The 17,145-nt window shown below is 47.5% G+C and carries 15 protein-coding genes and 2 pseudogenes; 3 read left to right on the top strand and 14 right to left on the bottom strand.

The window, feature by feature from the left end; translation table 11 throughout:
- Position 1: 1 nt before the first annotated feature.
- The 12 genes and pseudogenes from traK to C4H11_RS11960 form a co-directional block, all read right to left on the bottom strand.
- Positions 2-625, bottom strand: coding sequence for a conjugative transposon protein TraK (gene traK / locus C4H11_RS12015; protein ID WP_106042351.1), 624 nt, complete (start codon positions 623-625; stop codon positions 2-4).
- A 46-nt stretch (positions 626-671) separates the two neighbouring features.
- A complete protein-coding gene (gene traJ, locus C4H11_RS12010; RefSeq protein WP_106042348.1) occupies positions 672-1,709 on the bottom strand; it encodes a conjugative transposon protein TraJ in 1,038 nt (345 codons plus the stop codon).
- Positions 1,710-1,761: 52 nt separating this feature from the next.
- Positions 1,762-2,052, bottom strand: a pseudogene (locus C4H11_RS12005) (DUF4141 domain-containing protein); the annotation flags it as partial.
- A gap of 121 nt (positions 2,053-2,173) precedes the next feature.
- Entirely contained in the window at positions 2,174-2,953 is a 780-nt protein-coding gene (gene istB, locus C4H11_RS12000; protein WP_106040164.1) for an IS21-like element helper ATPase IstB, read from the bottom strand.
- Positions 2,954-2,963: 10 nt separating this feature from the next.
- Positions 2,964-4,535 carry an IS21 family transposase gene (istA, locus tag C4H11_RS11995; RefSeq protein WP_106042995.1) on the bottom strand — a complete coding sequence of 524 codons (1,572 nt, stop codon included), beginning with the start codon at positions 4,533-4,535 and terminating at the stop codon, positions 2,964-2,966.
- 175 nt (positions 4,536-4,710) lie between these two features.
- Positions 4,711-5,064, bottom strand: a pseudogene (locus tag C4H11_RS11990) (DUF4141 domain-containing protein); the annotation flags it as partial.
- Between the two features lie 200 nt (positions 5,065-5,264).
- On the bottom strand, positions 5,265-7,778 hold the full coding sequence (locus tag C4H11_RS11985) for a TraG family conjugative transposon ATPase (RefSeq protein WP_106042346.1): 2,514 nt from the start codon (positions 7,776-7,778) through the stop codon (positions 5,265-5,267).
- Positions 7,775-8,110, bottom strand: coding sequence for a DUF4133 domain-containing protein (locus C4H11_RS11980; protein WP_106043392.1), 336 nt, complete (start codon positions 8,108-8,110; stop codon positions 7,775-7,777). The genes C4H11_RS11985 and C4H11_RS11980 overlap by 4 nt, the downstream gene beginning before the upstream one ends.
- Before the next feature lie 3 nt (positions 8,111-8,113).
- Positions 8,114-8,419 (bottom strand): DUF4134 domain-containing protein, encoded by a 306-nt coding sequence (locus C4H11_RS11975; RefSeq protein WP_106042343.1) that lies wholly within the window; start codon positions 8,417-8,419, stop codon positions 8,114-8,116.
- Positions 8,420-8,575: 156 nt separating this feature from the next.
- Positions 8,576-9,352, bottom strand: a complete 777-nt coding sequence (locus tag C4H11_RS11970; protein WP_106042341.1) for a hypothetical protein — start codon at positions 9,350-9,352, stop codon at positions 8,576-8,578.
- Entirely contained in the window at positions 9,349-9,867 is a 519-nt protein-coding gene (locus C4H11_RS11965) for a DUF3408 domain-containing protein (RefSeq protein WP_004374795.1), read from the bottom strand. Before C4H11_RS11965 ends, C4H11_RS11970 begins: the two co-directional genes overlap by 4 nt.
- The gene (locus C4H11_RS11960; RefSeq protein WP_106042338.1) at positions 9,854-10,657 is read right to left on the bottom strand and encodes a ParA family protein; all 804 of its coding nucleotides are present in this window, start codon (positions 10,655-10,657) and stop codon (positions 9,854-9,856) included. Before C4H11_RS11960 ends, C4H11_RS11965 begins: the two co-directional genes overlap by 14 nt.
- Before the next feature lie 592 nt (positions 10,658-11,249).
- Here C4H11_RS11960 and C4H11_RS11955 point away from each other — a divergent pair.
- From C4H11_RS11955 to mobC, 3 genes are all read left to right on the top strand, one after another.
- The gene (locus tag C4H11_RS11955) at positions 11,250-11,663 is read left to right on the top strand and encodes a plasmid mobilization protein (RefSeq protein WP_106042337.1); all 414 of its coding nucleotides are present in this window, start codon (positions 11,250-11,252) and stop codon (positions 11,661-11,663) included.
- Complete coding sequence (mobB, locus tag C4H11_RS11950; protein ID WP_106042336.1) at positions 11,660-12,940, top strand: conjugal transfer protein MobB; 1,281 nt, start codon at positions 11,660-11,662, stop codon at positions 12,938-12,940. Before C4H11_RS11955 ends, mobB begins: the two co-directional genes overlap by 4 nt.
- A gap of 66 nt (positions 12,941-13,006) precedes the next feature.
- Complete coding sequence (gene mobC / locus C4H11_RS11945) at positions 13,007-15,010, top strand: conjugal transfer protein MobC (RefSeq protein WP_106042333.1); 2,004 nt, start codon at positions 13,007-13,009, stop codon at positions 15,008-15,010.
- Between the two features lie 21 nt (positions 15,011-15,031).
- Here the strand turns inward: mobC and C4H11_RS11940 are convergent, their stop codons facing one another.
- On the bottom strand, positions 15,032-16,336 hold the full coding sequence (locus tag C4H11_RS11940) for a DUF1302 family protein (protein WP_106042330.1): 1,305 nt from the start codon (positions 16,334-16,336) through the stop codon (positions 15,032-15,034).
- Between the two features lie 2 nt (positions 16,337-16,338).
- Positions 16,339-17,118 (bottom strand): outer membrane lipoprotein-sorting protein, encoded by a 780-nt coding sequence (locus C4H11_RS11935; RefSeq protein WP_004360044.1) that lies wholly within the window; start codon positions 17,116-17,118, stop codon positions 16,339-16,341.
- Positions 17,119-17,145: the final 27 nt, after the last annotated feature.

The following is a 17,145-nucleotide window of genomic DNA, read 5'->3' as shown; positions in this document are numbered from 1 at the left end:
CTTATCGTTTATAAGTCTGTATATCCCTGTTTTCCTTCACAAGGAAGTTCTCCATAAGAAAACCTTGCGGGTTATTGTCCGAACGGACTGAGTTCTGCAGCGTGCAGGTCGTAACAAGACTGCGCTCTGTAACGTTGCTCTGGCGGACGATAAACTCCCGTGCATAAGTCGTTACCGTATAAGGGTAAGTATTGAAGTTGCAGTGGATAGAGTCCACCTCTATGCGCTGATTGACATTGCCCGATATGGCACGGTTATAATAGCCCTTCTCTGCCAAGTCCTTGTAATAGTTGAAAGCCGACTTGTCACACAGTACGAAGGCACGTTCCATATTCTTCTCAATGGCATCCTTGTCAGGCGCAATGGTGAAGAACAGCTCATGGAAGCGACGTACATGCTCCCTTGCCTCTACGGGACGATTACGACTTGCATCCTGACTGAGGGCAAGCATGAGTGACTTTCCCTGGTCAAGTACATAGATTTTCTCTCGCTGCTCCTTAGCGAAGCTGTACGAAGCATAGACGGCATAACCGCTTACTGCCACGCAGACGATGGCAAAGACAAAGGCATAGAGCCGTATCTGTCTGAATGAAGTCTCGATATTACCAAGTGATTTGAATTCCATTTTTTCTTTTATATCTGTTGATTAATTAAGCATAGTTGCTCGATTTCTATTTTCCTTTGAGCAGTGCACCCTTGATACGTCCACCGACATTTCCGATGACCGACCCGGCACCTGCTGCGGCATATCGTCCGCCCGTGTAGGCACTTTGTGCACCGCGCTGTGCAGCTTGATTGACATTGCGACCATAAGAGCCGATACCGCCTCCTGCTTCGATAATCCAGCCTGCAACGGTGGGAACGCAGAAGTAACCTACAATACCGATAAGGAAGAAGACAATGTAATACCACGTCCCCGAATCAGGCAGGTAGTTAGGGTCACTGAGCGCTTCGATATCCTTCTGTATCATCAGCACCTGTATTTTAGTAAGCAGTGCCGTAAGGATAGAGCTGACAGGCAGCCACAGGTAGACAGAGATATAGCGTGAGAACCATGCTGTGAGCGAACCCGACAACCCGTCCCATACGGCAATGCCGAAGACTATCGGACCGAGAATGGCAAGAACGATGAGTATGAAGGTGCGTAGTGTGTCGATGATAAGTCCTGCAGCATGGAACAGAAGTTCTAAAAGGTCGTGTACCATCTTCATAATCCATTGCTTGGTCTGATAGGCAGCACGCTCGGCATACATACCCGCTATCGTCACAGCATCTTCAGGTCCGATGATGCCCATTTCCTCTATCTTCTCATCGAACTTCTCGTTGGAAACAAGGTAGGCTGTCTCAGGATTTCTAAGGTAGGCTTCCTCTTGCAACTTGTCTCGCTTGGCAGTAAGCTCTGCAAGGTTTCCCTCCTGTTGGTGTACCATCATCTCCGTTCCCTGCACTACGGGCGAGAGAACGGCATTCATTGAACCGAGTACGACTGTCGGAAAGAACATGATACAAAAGCCCAACACGAAGGGGCGGAGAAGCGGAAAAACGTCTATCGCCTCGGCACGGGCAATGGAAGCCCATACCCGAAGAGCAATATAAAAGAGCGCACCCAAGCCCGCAATACCCTTGGCAATGCCCGTCATCTGGGCACAGAGCGGCATCATCTCGTCATAGGTGGAGCGTAGTAGCTCATGTAAACTGGCAAAATCCATAAGCAAAAGTGTTTTATGAAAGTTCTTTCAAGTTCTTTTTTTGTCTGTGGATTTACCAATACCTGCTTGCCGTATTGCCGTAGAGTGCTTTGACGGAGGCAAGGTTGTTCTTTTCTCTTGCACGCACGTAGCTCACGGAAATGTTCTTTCTTGTGTAGTACGACACGAGCGAGCGGTTTTCCCTCAGTGTGGTATAAATACGGTCGATGGCCTGCATGCGCTCGTGGTCGTTCATCGAGAGGACACCCGACTTGACGATGGACTTTAGTTCCTTGAGACTCTCCCCACTCTGCTCCAAGAGCTTGGCATAGCCCGAAGCCATCGCAGCGAGTTCCGAAGGGCGTGGAAAAGCCACTCTACTTTGACCCTTTTGGCCAAACAGGATTGCCCACCTTGGCCATAATATGATTGCCCCTTTAAAGTCCTGGTGATAGGGGTCAATTTTATTTTATCCTTTTGATTCTCTAGTTTTTCTTAGACCTTAACTTGCGCATACTTTCACCGTACAACTCAATGGTATGGGCCGTATGAATGATTCGGTCAAGGATGGCGTCGGCTATTGTCGGATCACCAACCATGTCATACCAGTTGGACGATGGGTACTGCGAGGTTATGATAGTGGATTTCCTTTCATGCCTGTCCTCAATAATTTCGAGCAGGATGGGACGTTCCTTGGCATCAAGAGGTACAAGAAACAGGTCGTCAAGGATGAGTAACTGGCAACGCTCAATCTTCTTGAGCTCAGTTTCAAGTGTACCTTTGACTTTGGCAACCTTCAGTGCACCAAGCAGTTTGGGTGCATTGGCATAGAAAGTACGGAATCCCCTTTTGCATGCCTCGTGGCCAAGGGCACATGCCAGATAGCTTTTCCCTGTACCTGAAGAGCCGGTAATGAAGAGGTTCTGCCCCTTATGTACAAAGTCAAGGGTGGCGAGGCGTTCCATCTGATTGCGCTCAAGGCCCCGGTTTGTGGCATAGTCAATCTGTTCGAGATAAGCCTTGTATCGGAACGCCGCATTCTTAGTAAGCCGCACTATGGCAGCCTGGGCACGGTAATCCCATTCGCGTGCAAGGAGCATGGAAAGGAAGGTGTCCGCGGTCATGGACTGTGGAGTGGTGCCGGCAAGGCTTTCCCTGAAAGCCTCCGCCATACCGTGTAATTTCATGCGGCTCATCAAATCCAGTGATATGGTGTTCTGGTCTTGTTGTCCCGTTACGGGAGCTGTCTTATTATTTATTTCCATAATTTTAGCTTTATTGTTCCTGTTTGTCTTTTCTGTAATAGTCACGTCCACGTATATTCTTGTGGGTCAGTGGTGTCGGGGATGTCATGTCAGGCTGTATCCTCCCGTCCTCATCAGGAAGGAAATCCGCGTCTTCTCCCAGTTCAAGCACCTCGCGTAAGGCCTGATACCCGTATTGTAGCTTCTGTTCTGCGCAGGCGCAGGCAGCGACCAAACGGTCACGGCCGTATTTTTTCTCCAGCGTCAGTATGCCCCGACAGGATCTGAACGCTTTTGGAGGATATTGCATGACACGCTCCACTTCCCGGAGATAATTCAATACGATATTGTCTATTTCCGAGGCACGTCGGAAGAGTTCCTCAAGATCCTTGTCATAAGGACCATAGTGCCCCGGCAGGTTGTGCTCCTTTTTCCATGAATAGGTGTAGGGTATGTCACAGCGGTCGTGGATGGCGACAAGGTTCATGCTACAGTATATTTCCACCGTATCGGCATCATAGAGAATCGTCACACGCCTTCCTGCATATTCCTTCGGGACACTGTAATGGTGCCTGAACAACGAGACGTAGGAGTTCTTGCCCACGGTCATGAGTTTTCTCTCTTTCATCACGTAGCGTTTCTTAGGAAGCGGACGGAGATAGTCTTTCTCTCCACGCAGGAACATCTCCTTACGTGACGCCTCCCGACCGGCCATCACCTTTTCGTTGAAATCAAGCAGGGAAATACGGATGGCGGTATTGAGACCGTCCAGGCTGGAGAATGTCATCCCCTCTATGTCAAGGTAAACGGAACGGTAGAGAAGTTTCACGGTATTCTCAACCAGGGCCTTGTCCTTGGGGTGGCGTACACGGGCAGGATAGACTGCACAACCGTAATGCTCGGCAAAGGCGGCGAAATCATCATTGATGACCGGCTCGTTACGGTCGCTCCGTGTGACAGCTGCTTTCAGATTGTCGGGAACGATGGCCGCCGGGACACCCTCAAAATATTGCATGGCGTTCTCACATCCCCTTATCAGGTCTTCCTTGCGTTGTGACCATACGGCCTCACAGTAGGTATAATGACTGAACGGCAGGACAGCGACAAAGACCTCGGCCTTCTTCGTCTCGCCTGTCATCTCATCGACAACTTCAAGCCTGTCACCGGCAAAATCAACATACATCTGGTCGGCGGCATAGTGCTCGACATGGCCGACGACCTTGATGTGGAACTTGTACTGGCGGACTGCCCGCTTGAAGGAAGACAGCTGAAGACCGTCAGGATATTCAGCATGATACTCCTTAAACAGTTTTCTGACACTCATCCCTTTGCGTGTCAGGCGGGATACATATCCGGGAAGCAAAGCCTCTAATTCAATCCTTTTGGAAGAAGGCTCCCGACGTCGGGATTCCGTACCGCCAAACATCTCATGCAACTGCTCCTCGGAAAGGGAGAGAAGATGATCGATGCTTTTCCCACTTGAAAGGAACAGACGGACATACTTGCGGACAGTGTTACGGGAAGTATGGAACGTGGATGCCGTTTCCTTGATACCCATCCCTGCCGCATAACATCTTAAAATGTTCTTGATTCTTTTATTCATTTGCATAGATTTTATTATTACCCCTTACACCAGGACTCGGGTTCTCAAATCTACACAAAAAAAACTCTAACGACACTTGTACTAAGTGGTTAATGTTATTTTGGCCAAAAGGGGCAATCATATTATGGCCAAGGTGGGCAATCCTGTTTGGCCAAAAGGGTCAAAGTAGAGTGGCTTTTCCAGGGCGGAAGTTCTTGTCCGAGAGCATCTTCTTATACGAGGTGACGTAAATCTCCGAGATATCGCCCACCATCAGGATGCACTCCTTGACTTTGTAGGCATCGCCGATGAGGTTGTTCACCTTCTTAAGCGCATCGTAATACTTCTTGGTGTCGTTGTAGAGTTTTTCCACCTCCTTGAATCCGTCCAAGGTGTTCTTCACCGTCTTGGAGGCGGTGGCAATCTCCTTGACCGAATTGACGATGTTGCCCGCGAAGTTACCGGGATCGGTTACTACCCACTGTGCGTGGGCTTTTCCGCTGAATAAAAGGACGGTGCCCATCAGCAGCATTAAAATTCTTGTTTTCATTGTTCTTTTTGTTTATGATGTGAATACTATGTTTGTCTGAATGTCCACTAAGGGATGTCTATTCAACTTGCTGTTATAGGGATAAGTTGGACAAATTAGTCCAAGTATTTGGACACGACTGTCTAATTGATTGGACACGTTTGTCCAATTGTTTATCCACGTTTGGCTAAACCAATACATTTTTTACATGTCTTGTCCGATTAACGATTTCGTGCAACCCGTTTCTCTTGTGCAAGCTGCCGGATAGCCGTTTCGATATCCCCACCAAGCTGTGCCGCCCTGTTCATTACCTCCACCTTCTCGGTTTCCTCCGTGGTGTAGGTGAGGTATTCCTCCATGCTCACTTCCGTGGCATAGACTGCACTCTGCATACCGCCCAGCCCTATCCACACTTCCTTGTAGAGTCGGTTCGGGTCGTTATTCTGGTTAATGGAGAGTATCTGGCTCTTTTCCTTTTCCGAAAGACCGAGCATCGCCTGTATGCCGTCGAACTTGGTCATATACTTGCGCTGGTCGAGCAGTATCTTGCAGTCGGAGTTATTAATAATACTTTCCTTGACTATGGGCGACTGGATGATGTCGTCCACCTCCTGCGTTACGACAATGGCTTCTCCGAAATACTTTCTCACCGTCTTATACAAATACTTGATGTAGTCTGCCATGTTTGCCGAAGCAATCGCCTTCCACGCTTCCTCAATGAGTATCATCTTGCGGATACCCTTTAATCGGCGCATCTTGTTGATGAAGGCTTCCATAATGATAATCGTTACCACTGGAAAGAGGTCTTTATTGTCCTTCACTTGGTCAATTTCAAAGACGATAAAGCGTTTAGAGAGTAGGTCGATGTTCTTGTCCGAGTTCAGCAGGAAATCATAGCGACCGCCTTTGTAGTATTGCTTGAGTGTCGTCAGGAGGTTGTTGATATTGAAGTCCGAGAGCGTTACCTTGATGTCACGCTTTTCCATATCCTTGCGGTACACGTCCCGCAGATACTCATAGAAGGTATTGAAACAGGGCGTAACGCTGTGGTCAGCACATATAAGCTCGATATAGGAGTTTACGGCTGAACCAAGTTCGCCAGCTTCGGTCTTAGTGATATGCTCATCTGCACTTTTCCAAAGTGTAAGTAATAACGTGCAAATACTCTCCCTTTTCTCTACATCGAAGAAGTAATCATCCGTATAGAAAGGGTTGAAAGATATCGGACTTTCATTGGTATAGGTGAAATATACGCCGTCCTCACCCTTGGTCTTGCGGTGGATAAGTTCACACAAGCCTTGATATGAGTTACCCGTATCGACCAAGAGGACGTGCGTCCCCTGCTCGTAATACTGACGTACCATGTGGTTGGTGAAAAAAGACTTACCACTGCCCGAAGGTCCCAAGATAAACTTGTTGCGGTTGGTAATCACGCCACGCTTCATGGGTAAGTCAGATATATCTAAATGAATGGGCTTACCCGAAAGGCGGTCTGCCATTTTGATACCGAAGGGAGAGAGTGAATTCTTATAGTTCGTCTCTGCCGTAAAGAAGCAGAGGGCAGGCTCGATGAAAGTATAGAACGACTCTTCTGCAGGAAAGTCTGCGGCATTGCCGGGTATGCCCGCCCAGTAGAGCGTTGCCGCATCAATGGTATTGTGGCGAGGGTGGCATTCCATAAGAGCAAGTGCAGAGCCCACGTCATTCTTGATGTTGCGGAGTTCTTCCTTGTCATCGCTCCATGCCAGCACGTTGAAGTGGGCACGGATGGAGGTCAGTCCCTGTGAGTGGGCGATATTGAGATACTCCTGTTTCCACTCCTCGTTGATTTGGTTGCTACGGCTGTAGCGTGCCAGCGAGTGCATATTCCTTGCCTGCTTCTCAAAGCGTTCCAAGTTGGCATCGCTGTCCTCGATGAAGAGATACTGGTTATAGATATGGTTGCAGGGCAACATCAGACCCACGGGAGAGGCAAAGGAAAGACGGCAGTCGCTCCTGTCGGTGGATAGCCGCTCATATCGGCTGTCCGTGCTGACCATTGTAGGCAGGTCATCCGTGTCGGAGAGAGTGTGTAGACAAAGCATATTGTCGCCCACGCGCACAAGGTCTGCGCCCAGACGGATGTCCTCCAAAGAAGCGTGTCCTTCTTCCGAGAGGGAGAAATAACGGTCCAAGAGACCGCCCTTTTCATTTGTGCCAACCAACTCTTCTTCAGTCATGCGGACAATCCTTATCTGCTCGGTATCGTTGATGATACGCTCGAACTGGTCCACGGCTTCCATAAACTTCATCACCTCCTCCTTGTTGGTGATTTCCTTGGGTAACAGGTGTCCACGGCAGAGTGAAGAGAAATTGCTCTGCTGTGCCATGCGCTGCTTGTTGGTCTTGGTAAGGAAGAGATAGACTGAATGGTGGAGATACGGACGTTCGTTGAAATGCCGTTCAGAGGAACGGGCAAGGAAGCTCAGTCCGCCATCGGAGAGCTTTCCTTGATAGTCCTCCTTGATGAACCAGTCCTGCTTGTGTACGATGCTGTAATTGGGTAGCACCTTGATTGCCTTATGCCAGGCAGAGTGCATTGCTTCGTATTCTGTAGAGGTGACGGTAAAGAGTTCGGGCAGCTCCACACGGAAAGCCACCGTGATGTCAGCATCTTTGCTCACCAGACAGCCCTGCTCTATGGAGAGCAGTGGGAACTTAGATTCCAAGGTGGTTATCTTGCTTTTATTTCTCATTTCTTCGCTTTCTTTGGTTGAAGGTTACGGATAAGGTGGCAGACCGTACGGCGGTTCACAAGGTAGCGTGGGTGCATACGCACTGCTCCTTTCTTCATCAGTCCGTACTGCCCGTACTTTCTGTTCATGGTGAACGTTTGCCACACCACTATGGTGGCACCCACTACACCTATGACAAGACAGGCTATCTGACTGATGCCGCAGAGATAGAGAATAACCACGAGAATGAAGACTGCCAGCAGGCCTCCTGCAAAGAGGAAGAGGTACTGCGCCTTCAAGCCCTTGAACTCCACCGTCCGGCCTACACCTTTATTGATTTCCCACTGTGCCATCATTTACAGGAAGAAGGAACGTAAGATGGTGGCAGCCACAATCAGGAAGATACATGCACCGAACCAAGAGGCAGCGGTCTTGCTCGTGTCGGGGTCGCCACTTGAGAATTTATTGTAAACTTTTATTCCTCCTATAAGACCCACCACGGCACCGATGGCATAGATGAGTTTCGTGCCCGGGTCGAAGTAGGACGTTACCATTTTTGTGGCTTCATTGATACCTGCCATACCGTTTCCCTGTGCATACGCTCCTGCGGTGGTCAGTGCCGTCAGGAGCAGCATCATTGTGATTTTCTTTTTGTTGTTCATTGTTCTTTTTATTTTAAGTTGTTAAATGAATTGTTTTCTTTTGGGTAGAGATGGTAAGGGGTGGCTCGGTTTTATCGTATGACTGATATTGGTTGATTGTTTTACTTTTGAGCCACCCCTGCATTCCTCCAAAATATGAAAATCAAGAAACCATTTTTACAGATAATAGGACAGCGGTTTGTCGTCAGCATCGCCCACCGCTGTGTCAGATATGCCAGAAACAGGAGGTGTTGGGTTTTGTGATGAAGGCATTGCTGGTTGAGCACTCTGTTCTTCCTTTTCTTCCGCCTTACGGATTTTCTCCAATAGCAAGGCTTGTTCACCCAGCATCTTGGCGATGTTTTCTTTGTACTTATCCAACAGGTCTGAGTCTTGAAGCTGCAGAACGGTCTCTTTGACTTCTTCCTCATCAGCCTCCTCACTGTTCTTTGCCCACTTTTGCAGGCGGACTAAGTCACGTGCGAGGACGGACTGCTCCGAAATTTCGGCTTCGCCCGATGTGGACTCGATGGATAGGTTTAATTCCTCACGGACAATCCCATCTTCGTCCACTCTCTCCATCTCGAAATCAACGTCCATTTCGTTGTCTTCTTTCATTTCTTTCTCCTTTTCGGAGTTCTGCGGTGCAAAATTATTATTATTCTGCTCCGAATTTTCAGATGATGAAACAGAGGGAATTTGTGGGATAATCGGGGAAGTGGAACGGCTTTTTCCAATCAGTACAAACTCGGCTTGCTCTATTGTTCCTTTTCCTTTCTGTCCGTCTTTTTTCTTCGTTGCTTCTTTCTTCTTGCTACCTTCATCGCTCTTTCCGTTTTTCTTGATAATGAAGTCATACGGAGATACATACCGCATATAGAAATACAGGATACCAAGCATCATCCAAATGATGATGAGTACCAGTATAAAACTGAAAAGTATTGTTTCCATCATAGTGTTATTGTTGTCTTACGTCTTTGCTTTGCTGCTGCATTATTGAGAAGTTCCTGATGTTCCCGCAGATGCTCCCGGAGGATATTATCAATATAGGAAGCAATAGATACCCTTTCTCCTAAGTCTTGTAGCACATTGCGCAGGTTCTGTAATGTCTCCAAATTGATGGAGAAAGCCGTCCGCATTTGCGAACGTACGGGATGAAAGTATAGGGAACGGTATTCCTCTATGGAAAGGGACGACCTGCCAGGTTTTTCTATTCTCGGTTTTCTTTCTCTTTTCGGTTCCGTGTTCCCGATTTCCTCTCCTCCTGTTTCGTCTGTTCGTTCTTCTTTTGCCGTCTTCATTTCTTCCGAACCTTTGTCTTCCTCTCGTGATGTTGCGAGGGAAGGCTCGGTGTCCTCGGATGGATCGAAGGGGTTGGGGACCGTGACAGGTTTCACCACTACATTGTCCTCTGCCATTTTCTTCAGCTTCTTTTCCAGTTGCTGCTTTCTTTCCTCAATCGTTGCCATGTTCTGTTTTTGTTTTTAGTTTGAGACGTTGAATTATCTCGGAGACGAGTTCATCCAGCCCCGTGCCCGTTCGTAATCCCCTTGCAGGAGGCTGATAGGTGGAACGGAACACGCCTCGTAGCCCGTATGTGGAAAGTTCGTGGGAGAAACGGTGTGTGGCATATACATAGCCGGGCAGGAGTGTGAGTTCGTGTTCTTGGATAAGTTTTGTGTATTCGTCGATGATGACGTTCCTTACCCTTCTGTCCACCTTGTTCCAGAACAGGATAATGTCCTTTATCCGTGAGTCGGACATAGAAACACCAATATCCGTGATGGTCTTGGCGTATGCCATACAAGAGACGAGTGACTGTATGTCGGCTTCAAGTGGAGATAGGATATAGTCCATCTGAAGGGACAGTTCCATCAGCTCCGTTGTTCCTGCATGACCGGGAAAGTCGAACACAACCAACTGGTACTTCTCATTGCTGATAGCGTCAATCTTACTTTGTGCTGTCTTGACGGCTTCCTTGGGGCTGGACTTGTAAATTCTGTATGCCTTTTTGCCGAGGTGGTGAAAGAATGCCTGCATAGACTTGGAAAGCTCCTCGCTTCCCTGAATGACACTCTTCTCACGTTCCCTCAGCTTGTAAAAGGAATCCTGAGACAGGTCGCAGTCCACCACGAAGAGGCTGATACCCTGTTCGTAGTACAATATGCTGCTTACGATTTCGGCAAGCGTGCTTTTTCCGACTCCTCCCTTTTGCGAGGAGAACCCCAGAAAGATGGGGCGTTGTTGTTTGTTCTCCATAATGATAATTTCTTAGTTCATATTACTTGTCTATTTGATGTTTGGATGTGCTCTCATTTTTGAGAAGTATCAGCAGACAGTTTGTTCTGGCTATGCATGGTTCGTGCGATAGTCTGAAAGGACGATTTATAGTTCTTGCTATCTGTTGTACTGACAATAGTTTGTCATGACAACAAATTGTTATGAATATGTATTGTTCCTTCTTGTCATCTTTGGTGCAAGCCAACGGTAATATGATATATCTTTTGCTTGTATCATCATGCCATTGTTCGCTCGTTCTGACTGCAAAATAAATGATATTTTGGCTGATTATATGACACCGATGAAGTGCAGGGAAATGCGAGGAAAAAGAGTGAATATCGCTGATAATGAGTTATTTGAAAACTCGTCGTAACTTTGCAGGCAAGAATAATACATGGAGGTAATATCCCGAAGCAGACACCCCACGAGGGTGGATACTTCAATCGTATCATTTCTTGATATTGGCAAGGTGTGTCTTTGTAACACAAACCGCAGTTTGTACCACAAAGACCCTTGCCTCGGTGCGAGGGAGATAATCACTCCAAAGTCGTAATTAGAAGACCAAATGAATATGAATAAAGACACAGAACATCGTTCAGAACGAAAAAGGGTGGAAAAGCCACGCTGGGATAACTGGCATGTACGTCTTCCCAATCTCAAAGACCAGCAAAAAGCGATTGATTTGTTTCAGCGTTCAGGAGCAGAAACGAAGTCGGATTTTGTGCGTGGGCGTATTCTTGGAGAGAGTTTTAAGGTCATCACGGTGGATAAATCCGCTGTAGAATACTACCGGAAACTCTCTGAATTGACGGCACAAATCCATAAGATTGGTGTGCTGTATAATCAGACTGTACGTGCTATCAACAGTTATCATTCGGTCAAGACCGCACAAATCCTGCTTGAAAAATTGGCGAAACTGTCGGCTCAAATCATTGCCTTGCAGGAGCAGGCTATCAGTCTTACCATAGATTACCGCAAGAAATGATAGCGAAGATTTCAAGTACGGAGAACCTTGGAGGGGCACTCGGTTATAACTTCAAAAAGGTAGAAAAAGGGGAAGCGAGCATTCTCCATGCAGCAGAGTTGTATCAGAACAAGGAGGGACGTTATACGATGGAAGACGTGCTTGTCGACATGGAGGCTCTGATACCAAAGAAATGCCGGACAAAGAAAACGGTGTTCCATTGTTCCCTCAATCCGCACCCGGACGAGAAGCTCTCCGATGAAACACTCATGCAGATTGCAAGAGAGTATATGGAGGCACTTGGTTATGGCAACCAGCCCTATATCGTGTTCAAGCATAACGACATTGCCCGTGAGCATATACACATCGTGTCGCTTCGGGTGGACAGTGAGGGGCGAAAGCTCAACGACCGCTTCGAGAAACGAAGGAGTAAACAGATTACAGATGCTTTGGAGAGAAAGTATAATCTCATTCCAAGTTCAAAGGTTACTGACAAGGCGATGAAAGAAACGCTCAAGATAGACACCAACAAAGGGAAGATCAAGGAACAGGTGGCAAATGTTGTCCGCATGGTGCTGAAGCATTATTGTTTCTGTTCCCTGGGCGAACTGAATGCCATCCTGAGTAAATATAACCTTGCCGTGGAAGAAGTGAAGACGGAGTTTCGTGGGAAGAAATATGATGGGCTGGTCTATGTTCCGACCGATGATAAGGGAGGCAAAATAAGTACACCCATCAACGCATCGGACATCGGTCGTGGTGTGGGCTATACTGCTGTGCAGAACAGGATGCAGAAATCGAAGCTAGCCGTCAAGCCGTTGGTGCCGGCTATAAGGGACAAGGTATTACAGACTATGCGTACTTCTCCCCGGACGGAGGAAGAACTGCGACAAAGGTTGGAGGAACAAGGCTTGCGTGTGGTAATCCGAAAGAACGAAAGCGGACGCATCTATGGCATTACTTTCATTGATGATGAAGTGGGCATTGCGCTCAACGGCTCACGATTGGGCAAGGGGTATGCTGCCAACATATTCAATGCGTATTTCTCCAATTCAACGTACAACCCATTCTTGGACGAAACGTTGTATGGCAGTCCGTCTGTCCGCTTGGAACAATCGGCAACCGTTCAAACTTTGCAACAAAATACAGAAGAAAGCGACAACCTTGTCGATGAACTTATCGAGGATATGGTGGGTGAATCATTCAGAACTACGGGCAACGATGATTGGAAGGAAGCGGCATGGCAGCGTAAACTCCGCAGACAAAGTAAGGTAAAACTTAGACGAAGAAAACATTAAATAAACGAGCATTTCTATCTCCCCTCCCTTCGGAGGGGTTGGGGGAGGCTACAAAATAATATTATTATGGCACAAGAAGATGATTTAAGGGCATTAGGTAAGGTCATGGACTTTATGCGAGGTATATCTGTGATATTCCTCCTGATTAACTGTTATTGGTTTTGCTACGAGGCATTTCACGAGTGGCATTTCACACTCGGCATCATCAATAAGATACTGATGAACTTTCAACGCACCACGGGATTATTTTCATCTATCCTATGGACGAAACTCTTCTGTGTTGTGTTTCTCGCCTTATCCTGCTTGGGCACAAAAGGCGTGAAGGAGGAGAAAATCACATGGCCAAAGATTTGGACGGCACTTTTCTCAGGCTTTGTATTTTTCTTTCTCAACTGGTGGCTGTTGGCATTGCCCATTGGTAAAATCGGGGCGGCTACGCTTTACATCTTCACACTGTCCGTGGGTTATATCTGCCTGCTAATGGGTGGTGTGTGGATGAGCCGACTGCTCAAAAACAACCTCATGGACGACGTATTCAACACGGAGAACGAGAGCTTTATGCAGGAAACAAGGCTGATGGAAAATGAATACTCGGTCAATCTTCCTACACGCTTCTATTATAAGAAAAGGTGGAACAAAGGCTGGATTAACGTGGTCAATCCGTTTCGGGCCTCAATGGTACTCGGCACACCGGGTTCGGGTAAGTCATACGCCATTGTGAATAACTACATCAAACAGCAGATTGAGAAAGGCTTTGCCATGTATATCTACGACTATAAATTCCCTGATTTGTCGGAGATTGCCTACAATCACCTGCTTCATCATTTAGATGCTTATAAAGTCAAACCACAATTCTATGTGATAAACTTCGACGACCCACGCAGGAGCCATCGCTGTAATCCCATCAATCCTGCCTTTATGACAGATATATCGGATGCTTACGAGAGCGCCTACACCATCATGCTCAACCTCAACCGCTCGTGGATACAGAAGCAGGGAGATTTTTTCGTCGAATCACCGATTATCTTGCTTGCCGCCATTATCTGGTTTCTGAAGATATATGAGAACGGTAAGTATTGCACCTTTCCTCATGCCATCGAATTCCTGAACCGTCCCTACGCACAGATATTTCCGACACTTACTTCCTACGATGAGCTTGCCAACTACCTTTCTCCCTTTATGGATGCTTGGGAGGGCGGAGCGCAAGACCAGTTGCAGGGACAGATAGCCAGTGCCAAAATACCACTGTCTCGTATGATAAGCCCTGCTCTCTATTGGGTAATGACGGGCGATGATTTCTCGCTCGATATCAACAATCCTAATGAGCCGAAAGTGCTTGTCGTAGGCAATAATCCTGATAGACAGAACATCTATTCGGCGGCATTGGGACTGTATAACAGCCGTATTGTGAAACTCATCAACAAGAAGAAACAACTTAAATCCTCGGTGATTATCGACGAGTTGCCGACCATCTATTTCCGTGGGCTTGACAACCTCATTGCTACAGCCCGTAGTAACAAGGTTGCCGTGTGTCTGGGCTTTCAAGACTTCTCACAGCTTACCCGTGATTATGGGGATAAGGAGAGCAAGGTGATACAGAACACAGTGGGCAATGTGTTTAGTGGTCAAGTTGTAGGTGAAACCGCCAAGACTCTCTCCGAACGCTTCGGCAAGGTGCTTCAACAACGGCAGTCTATGACCATCAATCGCAACGATAAGTCCACATCTATCTCTACGCAGATGGATAGTCTTATCCCTGCATCGAAAATCAGCAATCTCACACAAGGCATGTTTGTAGGAGCAGTATCCGACAACTTTGACGAGCGCATTGACCAAAAGATTTTCCATGCTGAAATAGTGGTGGATAGTGCTAAAGTCTCTGCCGAAATGAAGCAATACCAGTCCATTCCTGAAATCAATGCGTTTCAAAACGAAGATGGCTCCGATAATCTCAAAGAGACTATCGAAGCCAACTATAAATGTGTTAAGCGGGAAATAATTGTTTTGATTGAAAAAGAAATAAAAAGGATAAAAGAAGATCCTTCTCTTTGTCATCTTATAAAAGAATGAGACGCAATGTCTTTATGTCATTCAAAAACTATATTTCATCTTTGCCCATATTTCAGAGTTTCGGTCATACATCTGAAACTTGCCTTTGTCGGCATGGAAGAAATCGTATCCGGCAGTGAGTTCGATTTGGTCGTTCAAGGCGTAGGATGCAGAGAAACGGTTGAAAACGCCGCCATTGGCTACATCTATATAGGCGAATGTTGAAAGTTTCAGCATATTCCGCAGTAGTTCTTTCGATATTCTTGCCGTGGCAAGTCCGGCATTGCGATAAACGGAAAGACCGTCAAGGTTCCCTGCCGTATATTTATGGCAGTATTGCGCGCTGAAGTTCCAATCGTTGCCCGGATACCAGTCCACACCGGCAAGGATATTGTACGTATTTCGGCATACCACATCTTTTCCTACACCTCTGCTTTGCGCCTCATCGAAATAGCAAGCAGCCTCGCTGCGAAGGACAAACTGTCCGACAGGCAGAGAGCAGTCGGCTCCGAGCATCGTCATCCGGCGGTATTCCCCTTTGGCTAAAAGCGACTTTCCATCGTTGGACACAGCAAGGGAAAGAGCGGGCGTCTTGTTCCATGTCCGCAGGGCGCTCAGGGAGAAATCTATCCCGCTGAGATTGGTCGTTATCCGCCCGCCGTACTCCATATTCCTAAGTCTTTTCTCCGGTTTTCCACTTTCCAAATCTATGGTATAGGGAAGAGGGGCTAACGGCAGAGTCAGTGCCCACGGATTGCGTCGGTCGGTGGGAAGGATGAAGAAATCCGCCACGGGATTACATATCGCCTCGAATGTTACCGAATGCCACGTGTATCTTGCACGCAGGGCATTGACGGGCATACGGATGTCATCGTAGTCCTGCGCAAGGAACTCGGTATAGTCGAACGGCGACACGCAGTCCGTAACGCGCAATGCGTCTGCCACTCCCCATACCACAATCTGCCGCCCCACCCGAAGGTCAAGGTTTCCTTTGGTGTATGCAAGATATGCCTCACGCAGTTCCAGTCCCGTGCGGTCTTTCAGTATGCCGTTGTAGGTGGCGTTCATGGAAACAAAAAGGGAAGCTGCTCCTTTTTCAAGTTTCACCTCTCCGCGCGCACGGGTTCTCGAAGCCATCCACTCGTTCCTGCCTCCTGTCCTGACGGCATGGTATGTGTCGAGGAAGCCTCTTACCTGAACACGCAAGGCGTTGTCATCCGTTTCTTCCTCTTGCATATATTCCGCATCGGCAGAGTCATTCTCCACCGTCAGCGTATCAATCTGGGCAAATGCCTGTGCCGAGAACATCGGCACAAGCAACAGCGTCCATAATCGCAGTATTTTCATGATCAGAGTCCTTTTTCCAGTTTGGAGACAGTGAAGAGATTGGGCGCAATCTTGACGTTGAACCTCTGATTGTCCATCTTGATGATGGTCTTATGCCCCGTCTGTACATTCTCCATCTGCATGAGGTGCATCGTCCAGAATCCCTGTACCTTGTCAATATTTGAGATGGTAAGGCTGCGATGCAGTTTATTGAGCTTATCGTAGTAATCCGCCTTGATTGCCATCAGACAGTCCTGCCTGATCCATGTGATGCGCTTTGAGTATATTTCTCCCTTGTCCTTAGGCACGGACTGCACCACCCAGCATTTGTGTCCGCTTACCACTTCCTCACGCAGCAGCGTGTGTGTTTCCTCGTCCACGCTGCGTGTACTCATGTCGTCGTATGTAAAATCGCTGCCCATGAAGTAATCGGTCTTCGATGACTTTCCACTAATGCGCCTTGTCTTTTTCATGGCAGGGAGATAGAGCCATTTGTCGTCTGTCTTGCCGGGATTGTCATAGTCCCAAGTGAGAAATCCCGTGCCCTTCACGTCGCCGGGATAGGTGAAGAACATGATTTTCTTTGTGTCCTTACCTTCGTCCATTGCCCACGATTCAATTTTTCGCACACGCTTATGCCCACTTTTTTGAATAAGTGTCATTTCCACGGTGGCATAGCGTGTATCGCCATCGGCACGGTTCTTTACCTTTTGCATAATGTCTCTTCCGGTGAGACCAGCTGCTTGTGCAACACTCATTGTCATCAAGGCAATAAGGGATAAAATAAAATGTCTTGTTTTCATTTTCTTTATATTTTATGATTGAATATT

This window comes from Bacteroides zoogleoformans (assembly GCF_002998435.1).
GTDB classification, from domain to species: Bacteria; Bacteroidota; Bacteroidia; order Bacteroidales; family Bacteroidaceae; genus Bacteroides; species Bacteroides zoogleoformans.
The sequence above is the reverse complement of the archived record's forward strand: the minus strand, read 5'-3'. Positions and strand labels throughout refer to the sequence as shown.

Coding starts and splice junctions, on each gene's coding strand:
- C4H11_RS11940 (WP_106042330.1), bottom strand. CDS start 16,336: ATGAAAATACTGCGATTATGGACGCTGTTGCTTGTGCCGATGTTCTCG.
- C4H11_RS11980 (WP_106043392.1), bottom strand. CDS start 8,110: ATGGCACAGTGGGAAATCAATAAAGGTGTAGGCCGGACGGTGGAGTTC.
- C4H11_RS11960 (WP_106042338.1), bottom strand. CDS start 10,657: ATGGAGAACAAACAACAACGCCCCATCTTTCTGGGGTTCTCCTCGCAA.
- traK (WP_106042351.1), bottom strand. CDS start 625: ATGGAATTCAAATCACTTGGTAATATCGAGACTTCATTCAGACAGATA.
- istA (WP_106042995.1), bottom strand. CDS start 4,535: ATGAATAAAAGAATCAAGAACATTTTAAGATGTTATGCGGCAGGGATG.
- istB (WP_106040164.1), bottom strand. CDS start 2,953: ATGGAAATAAATAATAAGACAGCTCCCGTAACGGGACAACAAGACCAG.
- mobB (WP_106042336.1), top strand. CDS start 11,660: ATGATAGCGAAGATTTCAAGTACGGAGAACCTTGGAGGGGCACTCGGT.
- C4H11_RS11935 (WP_004360044.1), bottom strand. CDS start 17,118: ATGAAAACAAGACATTTTATTTTATCCCTTATTGCCTTGATGACAATG.
- C4H11_RS11955 (WP_106042337.1), top strand. CDS start 11,250: ATGAATAAAGACACAGAACATCGTTCAGAACGAAAAAGGGTGGAAAAG.
- mobC (WP_106042333.1), top strand. CDS start 13,007: ATGGCACAAGAAGATGATTTAAGGGCATTAGGTAAGGTCATGGACTTT.
- traJ (WP_106042348.1), bottom strand. CDS start 1,709: ATGGATTTTGCCAGTTTACATGAGCTACTACGCTCCACCTATGACGAG.
- C4H11_RS11985 (WP_106042346.1), bottom strand. CDS start 7,778: ATGAGAAATAAAAGCAAGATAACCACCTTGGAATCTAAGTTCCCACTG.
- C4H11_RS11975 (WP_106042343.1), bottom strand. CDS start 8,419: ATGAACAACAAAAAGAAAATCACAATGATGCTGCTCCTGACGGCACTG.
- C4H11_RS11970 (WP_106042341.1), bottom strand. CDS start 9,352: ATGATGGAAACAATACTTTTCAGTTTTATACTGGTACTCATCATCATT.
- C4H11_RS11965 (WP_004374795.1), bottom strand. CDS start 9,867: ATGGCAACGATTGAGGAAAGAAAGCAGCAACTGGAAAAGAAGCTGAAG.